Source organism: Glaciimonas sp. GG7 (assembly GCF_052976905.1).
The window spans coordinates 1-14,408 of the sequence record NZ_JBRIIQ010000097.1; the positions used below are offsets into that span (position 1 = coordinate 1).

The 14,408-nt window shown below is 51.4% G+C and carries 14 protein-coding genes and 1 pseudogene; 6 read left to right on the forward strand and 9 right to left on the reverse strand.

Features of this window, described 5'->3' with window-relative positions:
* A partial coding sequence (locus ACVBEF_RS17410; RefSeq protein WP_447125191.1) for a hypothetical protein occupies nt 1-540 on the forward strand: 540 nt, incomplete at its 5' end.
* Between the two features lie 7 nt (nt 541-547).
* Here the strand turns inward: ACVBEF_RS17410 and ACVBEF_RS17415 are convergent.
* The 7 genes from ACVBEF_RS17415 to ACVBEF_RS17445 form a co-directional block, all read right to left on the reverse strand.
* Nucleotides 548-1,234, reverse strand: coding sequence for an HAD family hydrolase (locus ACVBEF_RS17415; RefSeq protein WP_447125192.1), 687 nt, complete (start codon nt 1,232-1,234; stop codon nt 548-550).
* Between the two features lie 212 nt (nt 1,235-1,446).
* Nucleotides 1,447-2,229: a peptidylprolyl isomerase gene (locus ACVBEF_RS17420; RefSeq protein WP_447125193.1), complete on the reverse strand. Its 783-nt coding sequence runs from the start codon at nt 2,227-2,229 to the stop codon at nt 1,447-1,449.
* A 135-nt stretch (nt 2,230-2,364) separates the two neighbouring features.
* A complete protein-coding gene (locus tag ACVBEF_RS17425) occupies nt 2,365-2,643 on the reverse strand; it encodes a BolA family protein (protein ID WP_447125194.1) in 279 nt (92 codons plus the stop codon).
* Nucleotides 2,640-3,260: a septation protein A gene (locus ACVBEF_RS17430; protein ID WP_447125195.1), complete on the reverse strand. Its 621-nt coding sequence runs from the start codon at nt 3,258-3,260 to the stop codon at nt 2,640-2,642. The genes ACVBEF_RS17425 and ACVBEF_RS17430 overlap by 4 nt, the downstream gene beginning before the upstream one ends.
* A gap of 33 nt (nt 3,261-3,293) precedes the next feature.
* Nucleotides 3,294-3,692: a peptide-methionine (R)-S-oxide reductase MsrB gene (gene msrB / locus ACVBEF_RS17435; RefSeq protein WP_447125196.1), complete on the reverse strand. Its 399-nt coding sequence runs from the start codon at nt 3,690-3,692 to the stop codon at nt 3,294-3,296.
* A 53-nt stretch (nt 3,693-3,745) separates the two neighbouring features.
* On the reverse strand, nt 3,746-5,275 hold the full coding sequence (locus ACVBEF_RS17440) for a protein adenylyltransferase SelO (protein ID WP_447125197.1): 1,530 nt from the start codon (nt 5,273-5,275) through the stop codon (nt 3,746-3,748).
* A gap of 104 nt (nt 5,276-5,379) precedes the next feature.
* Complete coding sequence (locus tag ACVBEF_RS17445; protein WP_447125198.1) at nt 5,380-6,174, reverse strand: ferredoxin--NADP reductase; 795 nt, start codon at nt 6,172-6,174, stop codon at nt 5,380-5,382.
* 226 nt (nt 6,175-6,400) lie between these two features.
* Between ACVBEF_RS17445 and hutU the strand changes: the two genes are divergently transcribed.
* From hutU to hutG, 5 genes are read left to right on the forward strand one after another with little or no spacing between them, the layout of a single operon-like run.
* Nucleotides 6,401-8,137 (forward strand): urocanate hydratase, encoded by a 1,737-nt coding sequence (hutU, locus tag ACVBEF_RS17450; RefSeq protein ID WP_447125199.1) that lies wholly within the window; start codon nt 6,401-6,403, stop codon nt 8,135-8,137.
* Nucleotides 8,134-8,721, forward strand: a complete 588-nt coding sequence (locus tag ACVBEF_RS17455; protein ID WP_447125200.1) for a HutD/Ves family protein — start codon at nt 8,134-8,136, stop codon at nt 8,719-8,721. The genes hutU and ACVBEF_RS17455 overlap by 4 nt, the downstream gene beginning before the upstream one ends.
* A 15-nt stretch (nt 8,722-8,736) precedes the next feature.
* Nucleotides 8,737-10,002 (forward strand): imidazolonepropionase, encoded by a 1,266-nt coding sequence (hutI, locus tag ACVBEF_RS17460; protein ID WP_447125201.1) that lies wholly within the window; start codon nt 8,737-8,739, stop codon nt 10,000-10,002.
* Between the two features lie 6 nt (nt 10,003-10,008).
* The gene (locus tag ACVBEF_RS17465; protein ID WP_447125202.1) at nt 10,009-11,400 is read left to right on the forward strand and encodes a formimidoylglutamate deiminase; all 1,392 of its coding nucleotides are present in this window, start codon (nt 10,009-10,011) and stop codon (nt 11,398-11,400) included.
* A 10-nt stretch (nt 11,401-11,410) separates the two neighbouring features.
* Nucleotides 11,411-12,232 carry an N-formylglutamate deformylase gene (gene hutG, locus ACVBEF_RS17470; protein ID WP_447125203.1) on the forward strand — a complete coding sequence of 274 codons (822 nt, stop codon included), beginning with the start codon at nt 11,411-11,413 and terminating at the stop codon, nt 12,230-12,232.
* Here the strand turns inward: hutG and cls are convergent.
* The gene (cls, locus tag ACVBEF_RS17475; protein ID WP_447125204.1) at nt 12,229-13,581 is read right to left on the reverse strand and encodes a cardiolipin synthase; all 1,353 of its coding nucleotides are present in this window, start codon (nt 13,579-13,581) and stop codon (nt 12,229-12,231) included. The genes hutG and cls overlap by 4 nt on opposite strands.
* Nucleotides 13,582-13,703: 122 nt before the next feature.
* Nucleotides 13,704-14,408 (reverse strand): annotated as a pseudogene (locus ACVBEF_RS17480) (recombinase); the annotation flags it as partial.

Here is a 14,408-nt window from a genome sequence, read left to right on the forward strand (position 1 = left end):
GATAAAGAAACAACGCCTACTGAAGATATTCTGCCCGTTGGTATGCTCGTCAATGAATACGGAGCGGCGAAAGCGATGGCGAATGTCGCCACACGTAAAAAAAATATCGTCGGATGGGAGCCGTTTCATTATGAAAAAATATCGGCGACTGAATATGAAGTCACTGGCGGGATTCCTGCCATTATCGGGGGAGCAAAAAAATGGCCGGAGCCGCATACCACCGTGATGGTTTCAGAGGAAGAGTTGGCGCAGAATTTGGCAGTCGATTTATGGGATATTGCATCGGACAGCAATGAGCATATCGTGGCGGTTACGGTCCACAACGAGGCGCAATCGACTTCTTTGGTTTCTGATCGAATGGGGCAGAGCAGTGCCATGCCAAAGTACCTGACCGTCATCTTGCGCATGCCGGCTGATGCGGCAGGACATCAACGCATCGCCGAGATGCTGGCGTTGGACAAAGACTTTTTTGGTGCCACCGTCATGGCAACGGCTTTTCAGGACGATATTCTTGTGAGCCGGTCTTTGCAGAAACAATGATCGAGCACTACGGGTGACGCATTCCTAGCCCATGCAAAATTCTATCGGAGAGCTCTGCTGAGGTGTTTGAGATGATTTCTTCGGGAATATCAAACTTTTTTGTGAGCCGTTTATGGCTTTCAAATCCATACGACACCATAAACGGATGCATGCCGGATGCCATTGCGGCAAGGTAGTCTTTTTCTTCATCGCCGCAAATATAGCCGCGTGCAGGATTGATATTGAAACGTTCTCTGAGGGCGCGAAATTGAACGGCTTTTTCTTGACGAACCGGAATATGGACAAAAAAATCGAGTGCACCGAGATCAATGTCGTGACGACGAAACAATTGACGTAATGTTTCTTCTGGTTCGTTAGTGATGTTGCGGGTGACCAGTCCGACGATCACGTCGGGCGCGGCAATCAACGTTTGAATCAGGGACGCAATTGTCGGGTAGAGCATCGCCTCTTCTCGATACACCTCGGTCAGGGTAGCGATGATTTGTTTCCTGCTCTGTTTGCCGATCTGCTTTTTGATATTTGCCGGAAAATCTTTCAGTCCGCCGAGGTATTTAAAAATATGGCGTCGTTTTTGAAAACTTTCTTCATCGCCTATCCCCATGCCGTGGCGTGCAAATGTTTTATCTATGGCGCTAAAGGCATCAATCGTGGTGCCGTCTGCATCCAGAATAATGAATCTTTTATCGTTGTACATACCTTACGTTTCCCTTAGCCAGCACTACTGTGAGCAATGCGATTTTTACAACGTGCAATTCTGTCAGAACCCTAACGAATTCATATGACAGGGGCATGACGTCAGCAGATGTGGCGTGGTAAGTAGTGGTACTTTCCTTACAGAACAATTTAGATTTAAGCAAAAAAAACGCTCCGAAGAGCGTTTTTTGCGGTTATAAAACCGTGCTTACTTTATTGGACCTTTGCTTTTGCACGCAATTCTTGCTGATACGCTTGCAATTTCTTCTGTTGCAACGCTTCAGTGATTTGCGGCTTTACTTCAGCCAGTGTAGGGATTTTTGCTGGACGAACTTCTTCCAGTTGAATCACGTGGTAACCGAATTGGGTCTTCACTGGTGTTTCAGTAACTTGACCTGGCTTCAGTGCGACCATCGCATCGGAGAATGGCTTAACGAAAGAAACTGGCGTTGTCCAACCCAGATCGCCACCGTTAGCAGCTGAACCTGGATCTTTCGATTGCTTGGCTAGCTCTTCAAATTTAGCACCACCTTTTAGCTTGGCAATGATGGCTTTAGCATCTTCTTCTTTTTCGACCAAGATGTGGCGAGCATGGTATTCCTTGTCGCCAGCAGTTGCTTTGAATTTGTCGTACTCAGCTTTGATGTCAGCGTCGGTGATTGGGTTTTTCTTGATGTAGTCGGTAACCAGGGCACGAATCAAAATTGACTGGCGAGCGATGTCCGCTTGTGCTTTTACATCAGGGTTATTACCGAGACCTTGTTTTTCAGCTTGTTGAATCAGAACTTCACGATTGATCAGTTCTTCTTTGACCATTGCGCGCAATTCCGGAGTATCAGGTTGGCCGCCGCCTTGCGCTGCCATTTGCGAAACCATCATATCAGCACGAGAAGACGGGATTGCCTTGCCATTTACAACGGCAATATTTTGAGCCAGAGCAGGTATTGCAGCAGCAGCTAACAGAATTACTAACAAGCGAGCAGGTTTAAAAGTCATATTCAAATCCTAAATAAAAAATGGGAGTTAGGGAGTTGTAGAAGAATGAAACAGAATATAGCGAGAAATAATGAAGTGTCTAATTAAATGTGTAACTAAGTTTTACAGACTCCGTATTAATAAAAAAATGTACTCTCAAGAGTTGTTTAATTCCGATGGCGCCAGTGCAGTAATCGCCAACGCATGAATCTTATGTTTCATCATGTCATCCAAACAATCATACACCAGACGATGTCGATTTAAGCGATTTTTCCCCTCAAAAATTGCGGAAACCAGCTTGAGTCGATAGTGACTGCCACCAGAGGCGGCACCGGCATGCCCGGCATGCATTGCCGACTCATCTTCCAAGATGCATTCGGTCGGTGTGAAAGCTGCCGTCAGTCTTGCGCGTATTTCATCTAACTGGCTCGTCATTTTGGTTCCTTAATGTATTTGGATAAATAAAGACTTTGTCCAATGACAAAAGCGAACATCAATCCCATGCCACCAAATAATTTAAAGTTAACCCAGGTATTGGTCTCAAAGTTAAATGCCACATACAAATTGAGTAAGCCCATGAATATAAAAAAAGCACTCCATGCAATGCCTACTTTGGCCCAAATTGGTTCCGGCAACGCCATTTGTTTTTCCATCATGGTGCGTATCAGGTTTTTACCCAACACTAATTGGCTCACGAGTAACGCTGCTGCGAAGCACCAATATAAAACAGTGGGTTTCCATTTAATAAATGTATCGTTATGAAAATAAATAGTCGCGCCACCAAATACCGTAATAATAACCAGCGAAACCCATAGCATCGCATCGACTTTTTTGCGGCGAGTAAGTAGATAACCGATCTGCAACAGCGTGGCGACAATCGCCACTGCGGTGGCCAAAATGATGGGGGCCTGGGTCGCCGTTACGACGCCGCCAGAAACAAAGCCCGACAGGTATTGCGATACCAATGCCTGGGCCGCATCAGTGTGGCCTTCGCCCCACTTAAAAATGCCGAAAAAGAGTATTACCGGGAAAAGGTCAAACAGAAACTTCATGTGCGGGACTTTCGTTTTAAATGAAAAAAGTAATTATGCCGGATCAAACCGTAGCGATGCAGAGTTAATGCAATAGCGCAATCCGGTCGGTGGCGGCCCGTCGGGAAATACATGCCCTAAATGCGCGTCGCATACATTACAGACAATTTCCGTGCGTGACATGCCGTGCGTACGATCAATGCGTTCGCTGACATTTTCAGGGTTAATAGCTTTGAAGTAGCTGGGCCAACCGCATCCGGAATCGAATTTTGCATCGGACTCAAACAGCGGCGTATTGCAGCACACACAGGTATAAATACCGTGCTCGTGATGATCCCAGTATTTGCCGGTAAATGCGCGCTCGGTCGCCGCTTTTCGCGTGACTTCATATTCCATTGGTTCCAGCGCGGCGCGCCATTCTGCTTCGGTCTTGGTGACTTTTGATGCTGGCATGATGATTCCTGTTTTGTCGGTGAATAGGGTTTTTTTGACGATGCTCACTATGCTTACGAGGAGCAGCTTACTTCCAGTTTGCCAGCCCAGTCCGGCGGCAACGCGGCGTAGTGTGCATGCTCAGGTTGCTCGTCGAAGGGGTTTTCCAGGATTTTTCGTAGTTTTGTAACTTCTGAATAGTCTTTGGTTTGCGCTTTTTCGATCGCAATTTGCGCCAAATAATTACGTAGCACATATTTGGGGTTCGTCGCGTGCATTGCAAGGCGGCGGCTGGCATCGATGCTGTTTTCTGCGACTAAACGGACCCGATATTGCTGCAACCAGCTATCAAAACCCACTCTATCGATAAATAAATCACGCAGTGACGCATCGGCATCCGAAGACGCGCATTGCAGATCGCCTAATCGGCGGAAAAACAGCGTGAAGTCGGTATGACTACCTTGCATTAATGCAAACATAGCGTCGAATAATTTGTCGTCATTTTCCTGCCAGGTCTGCAAGCCTAGCTTGGCGTGTAATAACGCATCAAACTTCTCGGTATATTGGCTCTGGTAATTTTTTAAGGCATCTTCTGCTGCCTCAACACTGCCAATCAACGGCAGCAACGCCTGACCGAGTGCATAGCAATTCCAATGACCTATTTGAGGCTGCATATTGTAAGCGTAGCGACCTTGGCTGTCGGTGTGATTGCAGATGGTGCGCTGATCGTAACCTTCCATGAAGCCAAATGGACCGTAATCCAACGTCAGTCCTAATATCGACATATTGTCGGTATTCATGACACCGTGCATAAAGCCTACCGCTTGCCATTGCGCCATTAAATGGGCAGTACGTCGCGTAACTTCTTCCAAAAATGCATGATAACGATTGTCGGCGTTGGTTAGTTCAGGGAAAAACTGATCGATAACATAATCGGCCAGAATTTTCAACGTTGCATGATCGTTATTAAAAAACCAATGCTCAAACGATCCAAAGCGGACAAAGCTGGGGGCCATGCGGGTCACGACAGCGGTGGTTTCCGGCGTTTCGCGCATGGCCAATTGATTTGAGCCAATGACGCTTAACGCGCGTGAGGTAGGAATGCCAAGGGCTGCCATCGCCTCTGAGCACAGATATTCACGAATTGAGGAGCGCAACACCGCTCGACCATCTCCCATGCGTGAATAGGGCGTCGCTCCGGCACCTTTAAGTTGTAGCTCGATCCGACCTGCGTCGCCATGTTGCGCGGCCACATCGCCCAACAATATTGCCCGTCCATCGCCCAATTGGCCTGCCCATTGCCCGAATTGATGGCCTGAATACACCGCCGCGAGTGGTTCAGACGCATGCAACAGCCGATTGCCAGAGAAGGATGCAAGGAAATCGTCTGACGATAATACCCCTGCATCAAGTCCGATCAACTCTGCCGCCGATGCGCTGGCATCGACCAAATATGGCGCTGGCATAGGAGCGGGCATCAGGCGGGTATACAACACGGGCGGCAATGCGGCAAAGGTATTGTCTATGGATAGTTGCGATAGCTCAGAAAGTTGCAAAGGTTTCAGAACGGATGGGGCAATATTCTTTGCTGCGGGGGGATGCATGCAATTTCCTTGAAGGACGAGTGATGGAGTGCGATTAGCCCGCATTCTGACAGAGATAGAAAATCATTGCCGCCAGGATGCCAATGCGTATCGACAGTAACCAATTACCAATAATCTTCCGTCACATATTGCCCCGGTACAGCACGACGGCAAGGCCGCATGCCGCGTTGAAATAACATCTCCCGCGTGGCCGTAATCATGTCGGGGTTCCCACAGATCATCAGGCGCGATGTTGCTAGCGTGATGGGCCGACCGACCGCACTTTCCAGCACGCCGTTTTCGAGCAAAGTCGTAATCCGCCCTTGCAGATGTTGCGCGTCCATGATGTGGGTGTCGCGTGTGGTGGCGCGCATCAGCGTCAGAGTTGCACCACCTTCAGCTAGTTCAGGGCGGTGCGGCAGGCTGTGCAATAACGCTTGATAAGCCAATTCGTCGGTATTACGCACGCAATGCACCAACACCAGATGGCGAAATTTTCGCCACACCGTCGGGTCTTGCAGAATCGAAATAAACGGTCCCAGACCGGTGCCGGTAGCCAGCATCCAAAGATCCTCGCCGTCCACAAAACGATCTGCTGTCATGAAGCCGTAACTGAATTTTTCTACCTCCAGCGGATCGCCAGGACGGAGTTTTTCCAGTAGCGCAGAAAACTGACCATTTGGTACTAGTACGGCATAAAACTCCAACGTATCTTCTGTGCATGCCGAAGTGACCGAATAGGCGCGTGAGAACGTCTCTCCACTCACGTCGACAAGTCCAAGCCGGGCGAATTGGCCCGGTATAAATTGATAGCCGGGCGGGCGCGTGCAGCGGAAAGACAGCAATTTATCGGTCCAGTAATGCACGCTGGTGACTGTTTCACGGGTACTTTTTGCGATGGTATTGGGAGAATTTGTCATTGTGATTGCGTTACTCATATCTGTTGGTACTGCTTATAACAATACACTTTTAAACGACTATTTGTGGGTCGGTCTGTATGGAGTCGATGAAGTAATAAATTTTATTTGACACAAGTTGTATAGAATCTATACTAAAGTTATCTATACAACTTAATCAATAAAGATATTGTTCTACAAACGAAATAAGACCGAAGACCATCCCATCACTTTTAGCGAAAGTATCCCCATGAATACCCCGACAACGCCACACTTAACCAACCCACGCCACGACCCGACGCGTGTCATCCGTGCACCACGCGGCAGCGTATTAACTGCCAAAAGCTGGCTGACCGAAGCACCATTGCGCATGCTGATGAATAATCTCGATCCAGAGGTGGCCGAGCGTCCCGGCGACTTAGTGGTCTACGGCGGCATCGGTCGCGCTGCGCGTGACTGGGCTTGCTTCGATAAAATCGTTGCGGTATTGACCGAATTGAATGATGACGAGACTTTATTGGTCCAATCCGGCAAACCGGTCGGCGTCTTCAAAACCCACGCAGACGCCCCGCGCGTGCTGATCGCCAACTCCAACCTTGTCCCGAAATGGGCCAACTGGGCGCATTTCAATGAACTCGACCGCAAGGGTCTGTTTATGTATGGACAAATGACGGCCGGCAGCTGGATTTACATTGGCAGCCAAGGCATCGTCCAGGGCACGTTTGAAACATTTGCCGAGGCCGGGCGGCAGCATTTTGGCGGCTCGCTCGCAGGACGCTGGATATTGACTGCAGGTCTGGGCGGCATGGGCGGTGCGCAGCCGCTGGCAGCGACGTTAGCTGGCGCGGTGTCGTTGAATATTGAATGCCAGCAATCGAGCATCGATTTCCGCCTGCGTACGCGCTATCTGGATAAGCAAGCCAAAGACCTGGACGATGCGATTGCGCTGATCAAATACCACACCGAGCGTAAAGAAGCCGTCTCTATCGGCTTGCTGGGAAACGCCGCTGAAGTCTTGCCGGAGATGGTCAAGCGTGCTCAGGCTGGCGACATCAAACCGGATTTGGTCACCGATCAAACCTCGGCCCATGATTTGATCAACGGTTATCTGCCGATCGGCTGGACTATCGACCAATGGAGGGCGGCCCAAAGCGATCCCTCGCAACAAGATCGACTCAGCGCCGACGCCGCCAAGTCTTGCGCAAAGCATGTGCAGGCGATGCTCGATTTCCAGACACTGGGCTGTTTTGTGGTCGATTACGGCAATAATATCCGTCAGGTCGCGTTTGACGAGGGCGTCGAGAATGCGTTTGCCTTTCCCGGTTTTGTCCCGGCCTATATTCGCCCCTTGTTCTGCGAGGGTAAAGGCCCGTTCCGCTGGGTTGCATTGTCAGGCGATCCGGAAGATATTTACAAAACGGACGCAAAAATCAAAGAACTATTTCCCGAGAATCTGCACGTGCATCGCTGGCTCGATATGGCGCGTGAACGGATTGCGTTCCAAGGTTTGCCCGCACGGATTTGCTGGCTCGGTCTGGGCGAGCGCGACAAGGCCGCATTAGCCTTCAATGACATGGTGCGTTCTGGTGAATTGAAAGCCCCCATCGTTATCGGACGCGATCATCTCGATACCGGCTCGGTGGCGAGTCCAAATCGTGAAACCGAAAGCATGCTCGACGGCACCGACGCCGTGTCCGACTGGCCATTGCTCAACGCGCTATTAAATACCTCCGGCGGGGCGACCTGGGTGTCGCTACATCACGGCGGTGGCGTCGGCATGGGCTATTCGCAGCATGCCGGGATGGTGATTGTGGCTGATGGCACCGAGGCAGCGGCCAGGCGACTGGCGCGGGTATTGGTCAACGATTGCGGCTCTGGCGTGATGCGGCATGCGGATGCCGGGTATCAGCAAGCAATCGATTGTGCTAAACGGGAAGGGTTGAATTTGCCTTTTGTAACGGACATGACGAACTCGCACAAAAAATGAAGCTGGTCTCCTACCAGAATCTGACGCCAACGCAGTGGAAAAACGGCGGTGGCGTAACCCGTGAATTAGCCTGCTATCCCGAGGGCGCTGGCTTCGATACATTTCTCTGGCGCGTGAGCATTGCCGAGGTCAATCTGTCAGGTCCGTTCTCCCATTTTCCCGGGATCGATCGCAACATCACGCTGCTAAGCGGCGCGGGCATGCAACTGCTATTTGACGACGAGAAAACGCATCCGCTGACCACGCCGCTAATCCCTTATCAGTTTGCAGGCGAAGCGGCGGTAGCGACGCAATTGATCTCAGAAGGAGCAAACGGTCAGGATTTCAATCTGATGTTGCGGCGCGGTGCCGTCTGTGGCGAGGTCGTGGTGTTAGATGCTGCCTGCACACTGAGCACCCCCACGGATTTCTTGCTGTTATTTTGTGCGCGCGGAGAATGGGAAGTCACCATGACAGATAGCGAAGTGTTTGAGTTGTGTCCCCTGCAAATGCTGTTCAACGATATGCACTCTGTAGTCAGCCTGCGTCCACTGAGCAAAGACAGCGCACTGATTGCCGTCAAGATCAATCGCATTAACGATTAAAGATCAAGGTTTTATATGCATCCGATCAGTCACAAAGAAGACAGCGGCATCTGGTACAACGCCCGCATTACGCCTGCCGGCAACCCCGATGCGGTCATCGAAAACGGCGTAATCGTAGTCAGCAATGGCACAATTAGCTGGATCGGCGACAACGCTGCGATCCCTGCGCAATTCTGGAATACACCCATGCCGCGTCACGATGTAAAGCGTCAGTGGATTACCCCGGGCTTGATCGATTGTCATACGCATCTGGTCTATGGCGGCAACCGCGCCGATGAATTTGCGCAGCGCTTAGCTGGCGCAAGTTATGAAGACATCGCCAAAAAAGGCGGCGGCATTATCTCGACGGTGCGTGCCACGCGGGAGACCAGCGAAGATAGTCTGTTCCAACAGGCGGCGCGGCGGCTCGAAGCGTTATTAGCCGAAGGCGTCAGCGCCATTGAAATCAAATCCGGTTACGGCCTCAATCTGGAGACTGAGCGCAAAATGCTGCGCGTGGCACGCCGTCTCGGAGAGAGTTATCCGGTCAGCGTCTACACAACTTTTCTGGGGGCGCATGCATTGCCGCCGGAATACAAAGACCGTGCTGATGACTACATCACGTTGGTGTGCCAGACCATGCTGCCAGCGTTGCATGACGAAGGTCTGATCGATGCGGTAGACGTGTTTTGCGACAATATCGGCTTTACCAAAGCACAAAGCGAGCGCGTATTTGCCGCTGCTGGCATGCACGGCCTGCCGGTAAAAATGCATGCCGAGCAGCTCTCCAACATCGGCGGCACGCAGCTTGCCGCGCACTATTGCGCCTTGTCAGTCGATCATCTGGAATATCTGAACGAGGCCGATATCGTCGCCATGCAACAGAGTGGGACCGTGGCGGTATTGCTGCCGGGTGCGTATTACTTTATTCGGGAGACGCAATTGCCGCCGATTGCCTTACTACGTCAGTACGGCATACCGATAGCGATTGCCACCGATAGCAATCCGGGCACTTCGCCTGCGACTTCTTTATTACTGATGCTCAATATGGCCTGCACACTATTTCGGCTTACCGTCGCGGAGGCATTAATGGGCGTTACCAGTCACGCCGCACTCGCCTTAGGGCAAGCCGAGCGGCACGGTTTGCTTGCCGCAGGGCGCAGTGCCGATTTTGCGGTCTGGGATATCGATGGATTAGCAGAATTGGCCTATTGCATAGGAGCCCATCCATGCAGTCAGAGTGTGTATGCCGGGGTGATTACCGGCCACACAAGAGACGCGCAAAAAATCATGGAGAGATAATAAAAAATGCTACACGCACATCAATTCATCGCTGATCAGGCCTTGTTGCCCACCGGTTGGCATAAAAATGTCTTGCTGGAATGGGATGCCGACGGCCTGTTAACCAGCGTTACCCCCGATGCCGCAGAAATAGCCATCGCGCCAAGAGTCGCCGGGGCGGTATTACCGGGCATTGCCAATCTCCACTCGCATGCATTCCAACGGGCGATGGCCGGGCTGACCGAATACCGGTCCGACCCCACGGATAGTTTCTGGAGCTGGCGCACGCTGATGTATGGCTTTGCGCAAAAGCTGACGCCGCCAGAGTTAAAGGCGATTGCGGTGCAGTTGTATATCGAGATGCTCAAATCCGGCTATACCTCGGTGTGCGAATTCCACTATTTACATCACGATATCGGCGGCAAGCCTTACAGCAATCCTACTGAAAACCTCACTTGCCTGATCGAAGCGGCACAAGAAGTCGGCATCGGTTTGACCTTGTTGCCGGTGATGTATCAATACAGCGGTTTTGGCGCACAAGCGCCGCACTCGGGCCAGGCGCGCTTCATTAATTCGCCAGACTGGATCATGGACACTTTGCAGCGCCTTCAGGCAGAACATCCTCAGCACGCCAGTTTGCGCTACGGCGTGGCCCCGCATTCGCTACGCGCCGTTTCGCCTGAGTCCCTCAAACAATTACTGGCGCAACTCTCAGGCTGGGACGCGCACGCCCCGATTCATATCCACATCGCTGAGCAAACCAAAGAAGTCGAAGACTGCATCGCGCAACTGGGTACGCGTCCGGTCGCGTGGTTACTCGATAACGTTGACCTTGATAGCCGCTGGTGTCTGGTCCATGCCACGCACATGACCGAGGATGAAACAGTCCGATGTGCGCGCAGCGGCGCAGTAGCCGGTATTTGCCCGACCACCGAAGCCAATCTGGGCGACGGCATTTTCAACGGCGCAAGCTATGCAGCAGCAGGCGGCGCATGGGGCATCGGCTCCGACAGTCACGTCAGCACCTGTCTGCGCGAAGAGTTGCGCTTATACGAATACAGTCAGCGCTTGCAGCATCGCCAGCGCAATGTGTTGCTCGCCAATGGAGGGCGTTCCGTGGGCGCGTATTTGTACGGTGAAGCATTACGGGGCGGGGCGACGGCCAGTGCGCGCCCGATTGCCGGATTGGCGGTTGGGCAGCGCGCCGATTTACTCGTGCTGGACGAAAAACATGCGGATATAGACGGTAAGCAGGGCGATCAACTACTCGACAGTGTGGTGTTTTGCCATCATGCGCCCACACCGATACGCGACGTCATGGTCGGCGGGCGTTGGGTGATCCAGAGTGGTCAGCACAGTTTGCAGGATGCAAGCAGCCGGGCTTATGGTGCGACGTTACGAGCACTCATCGGTATTTAGAAAGAGAAAAATGACATCAATTCCTACGTTCCTATTCCATCGTGGCAGATTGCCATTGCTGGTCTCCATGCCCCACGCGGGCGAGCATATTCCACCGGATATCGCCGCTGAAATGACACCCGCAGCGCTCGCACTGGCAGACACCGATTGGCATCTGCCAGTGCTCTATAACTTCCTCAAAGAAATGGGTGCATCAATATTGATTGCTACCCATTCGCGCTACGTGATTGATCTGAATCGACCTCAGGATGACGTCAATCTTTATCCGGGTCTGGACACAACCGGCTTATGTCCGGTCGATACCTTTCACAAGGAACCGTTATATCAACAAAATGCACAGCCCAATGCCGAAGAGATACAACGACGGGTTGCGCTGTACTGGCAGCCGTATCACGCCCAGTTGGCACAAGAACTACAGCGCATGCGGGACGAACATGGCATTGCGATGTTGTGGGATGCGCATTCGATTGCATCTGTCGTGCCACGATTTTTTGAGGGCCGATTGCCGGATCTCAATCTCGGCACCGCCTCTGGCACATCCTGTGCGCCTGCATTAGCCGAACAATTGCGCGCTGTCGCGGCGTCTGCAAACGGCTATAGCCATGCGTTAAATGGACGATTTAAGGGGGGACACATTACCCGCTACTACGGACAGCCGGACCAGCATATTCATGCGGTTCAGCTGGAGTTGGCACAGTGTACGTATATGGATGAGCAGCCTCCTTTTGCGTTTAAGGAGGCATTGGCCGAGCAGATACGGCCAACATTACGGCAATTGATAGCAACCATGCTGGCATGGGCAGAGTGCCATCGATCTGCCCGGCCGAATTAAAGCCAATACTCCAACGATCGCGCGGCCCATTCCTTGATCCGCGCACCGAAAGACCGGCGATCCCAGACATCTTTGGTAATTTCTTCCGAGGTACTCAGATCGTCCTGAAACGCTTTTTCCATTTCATCGCCAAATTCGTCGCCGATCACGATCACGTTTGCTTCGTAATTGTGCAAGAAACTGCGGATATCCAGATTGGCCGAGCCGACGGTTGACCAGTTGCCATCGATCACGGCGGTTTTCGCGTGCAACACCGCGACCTGTAAGCGATAAATTTTGATGCCAGCAGACAGCAGTTGATCAAAATACGATTCCCCGGCATGAAATACCAATCCGTTGTCAGACACACTGGGCAAAATCATAGCGACTTCGACCCCGCGTCCTGCCGCGTCAGTCAACGCCTTCACCATTTGTTGATCAGGAGCAAAGTAGGGCGTCGTGATGTGTATGGTTTTCTGGGCGTGTTGAAACGCCTGCATGTAAGCCTTGTAGAGAGAAAAATCGCCACGTGGCCTGCTGATGATGACGCGTACCGCCTTATCGCCAGCGTCGCTCAGCATGGGAAAATAATCCAGATCAGGTAAGTCTTCCGTCCCTTCATTTGCCCACGAACGCATAAATGAGAGTTGTAGCGAGGCAACCGCCGGGCCCTCTATCTGAATATGCGTATCGCGCCAGCCGACTGCATCTCCGCCTTTTTTGGTCGATCTGAACAACGAACTGCTGCTGTAAGCGGCGCTGATATTGACACCCCCGGTGAACGCAACCTTGCCATCGACAACTAAAATTTTTCGATGATCGCGATGATTGATGCGCCAGCGGCCAAAGCGTTTGAGAGGATTGACCGGGTTGAATTCAACGAGCTTGATCCCCGCCTTACGCATCCGCTCAAAAAATTCAGTAGGTGTGCCTATTGTTCCAACGCTGTCATAAATAATATTGACCTGTACGCCGGCCAATTGCTTTTCAATTAAAAGATTGGCAAAGCGCAGACCGAGTTCGTCCTGATCGAAAATATAAGTTTCAAAATTGATATTATGTCTAGCGCTGGTAATGGCCGCGATCATGGCATTGAGCGTTTGCGGACCATCAAACAATAAGGTGATCTTGTTACCTCTAATTAAAGGAGTGTTGATCGCAGCATCTTCCAGCGCCGCCAACTGTTGTAAATCCAGGTGGGAATGGCGCAATCTGGCGGCTAAAACCGAAGATGTTCTGGTGGTGTTTACCAGATTGGCCGATTGTGTCTGATTGACATCGGGCAGCGAAGCGCAAGCAGCCATCATCACGCAAGACAGCGCTAGTGATAACAGGTAACGCAGGCGGTAAAGCAGGGAGGAATTTATCATCAAAATAATGTTTTATTGAACGTAAACTGACGTGACTACGCTACATCAAATATCTGATAAGTATAGTCAAATCATTACTTTTATAAAAAATTTTGATGCGTTTTGAATACCTGTTCAAAACATTATTCCTGGTTCGCAGTGGGTTCTTTTGGCGGCATAAAAAAGTCGATGGGATGCTGCATAAAGCGCGCAAATACCGCTTTCGCAAGCGGTACACTTTGTTGAAAACGTACCTGACGAGAGCGCAGGGCAACGAATAATGCCAATGAAAAACTGACCCAGAGATTGACCGTTCCGATGGCGAGGATGCCAAACACTGAACGTACTGCAATGTGCCAGTCCAGATGATTATCGAGGCCAACCAAGGCAATGGCGAAGTTGGCCGCAGAAAAGGTAATGTGACGAATATCAATCGGCAGACCGACCATAAAACCGATGGTGCCGATGGTGCCTAGCAAAATGCCGAAGTAAAAATTACCCATCAAACCGCCCAAATTAGCCTCAAGATAGTGCGCAACTTTACTTAGCCGTTCTGCGCCCAACATAGTGCGCAGCCAGCGGGCACGTTCAATGCGCTTGGCCATGTGCGTGTAGAGCGCACGGTTATCGTAGTAGCCCGAAATCAAACCTGCCACGAACAGACAGGCGCCGGCGATGGCCGCGTGAAATAAGGCTAGGCTGTTGAAGGGATCAATATCGTGCAGCAGATGTTGCGCCTTGTCGGGATTGACAAGATGGTGGCCAAACAAATGCAGCCAGCCCACGCTAATGAGCCAGATCGATTCGTGCTCGATGAACCGGGCGCTTAGAGAAGCTATCACCGACTG

Coding starts and splice junctions, on each gene's coding strand:
- ACVBEF_RS17415 (WP_447125192.1), bottom strand. CDS start 1,234: ATGTACAACGATAAAAGATTCATTATTCTGGATGCAGACGGCACCACG.
- ACVBEF_RS17420 (WP_447125193.1), bottom strand. CDS start 2,229: ATGACTTTTAAACCTGCTCGCTTGTTAGTAATTCTGTTAGCTGCTGCT.
- ACVBEF_RS17425 (WP_447125194.1), bottom strand. CDS start 2,643: ATGACGAGCCAGTTAGATGAAATACGCGCAAGACTGACGGCAGCTTTC.
- ACVBEF_RS17430 (WP_447125195.1), bottom strand. CDS start 3,260: ATGAAGTTTCTGTTTGACCTTTTCCCGGTAATACTCTTTTTCGGCATT.
- msrB (WP_447125196.1), bottom strand. CDS start 3,692: ATGCCAGCATCAAAAGTCACCAAGACCGAAGCAGAATGGCGCGCCGCG.
- ACVBEF_RS17440 (WP_447125197.1), bottom strand. CDS start 5,275: ATGCATCCCCCCGCAGCAAAGAATATTGCCCCATCCGTTCTGAAACCT.
- ACVBEF_RS17445 (WP_447125198.1), bottom strand. CDS start 6,174: ATGACAAATTCTCCCAATACCATCGCAAAAAGTACCCGTGAAACAGTC.
- hutU (WP_447125199.1), top strand. CDS start 6,401: ATGAATACCCCGACAACGCCACACTTAACCAACCCACGCCACGACCCG.
- ACVBEF_RS17455 (WP_447125200.1), top strand. CDS start 8,134: ATGAAGCTGGTCTCCTACCAGAATCTGACGCCAACGCAGTGGAAAAAC.
- hutI (WP_447125201.1), top strand. CDS start 8,737: ATGCATCCGATCAGTCACAAAGAAGACAGCGGCATCTGGTACAACGCC.
- ACVBEF_RS17465 (WP_447125202.1), top strand. CDS start 10,009: ATGCTACACGCACATCAATTCATCGCTGATCAGGCCTTGTTGCCCACC.
- hutG (WP_447125203.1), top strand. CDS start 11,411: ATGACATCAATTCCTACGTTCCTATTCCATCGTGGCAGATTGCCATTG.
- cls (WP_447125204.1), bottom strand. CDS start 13,581: ATGATAAATTCCTCCCTGCTTTACCGCCTGCGTTACCTGTTATCACTA.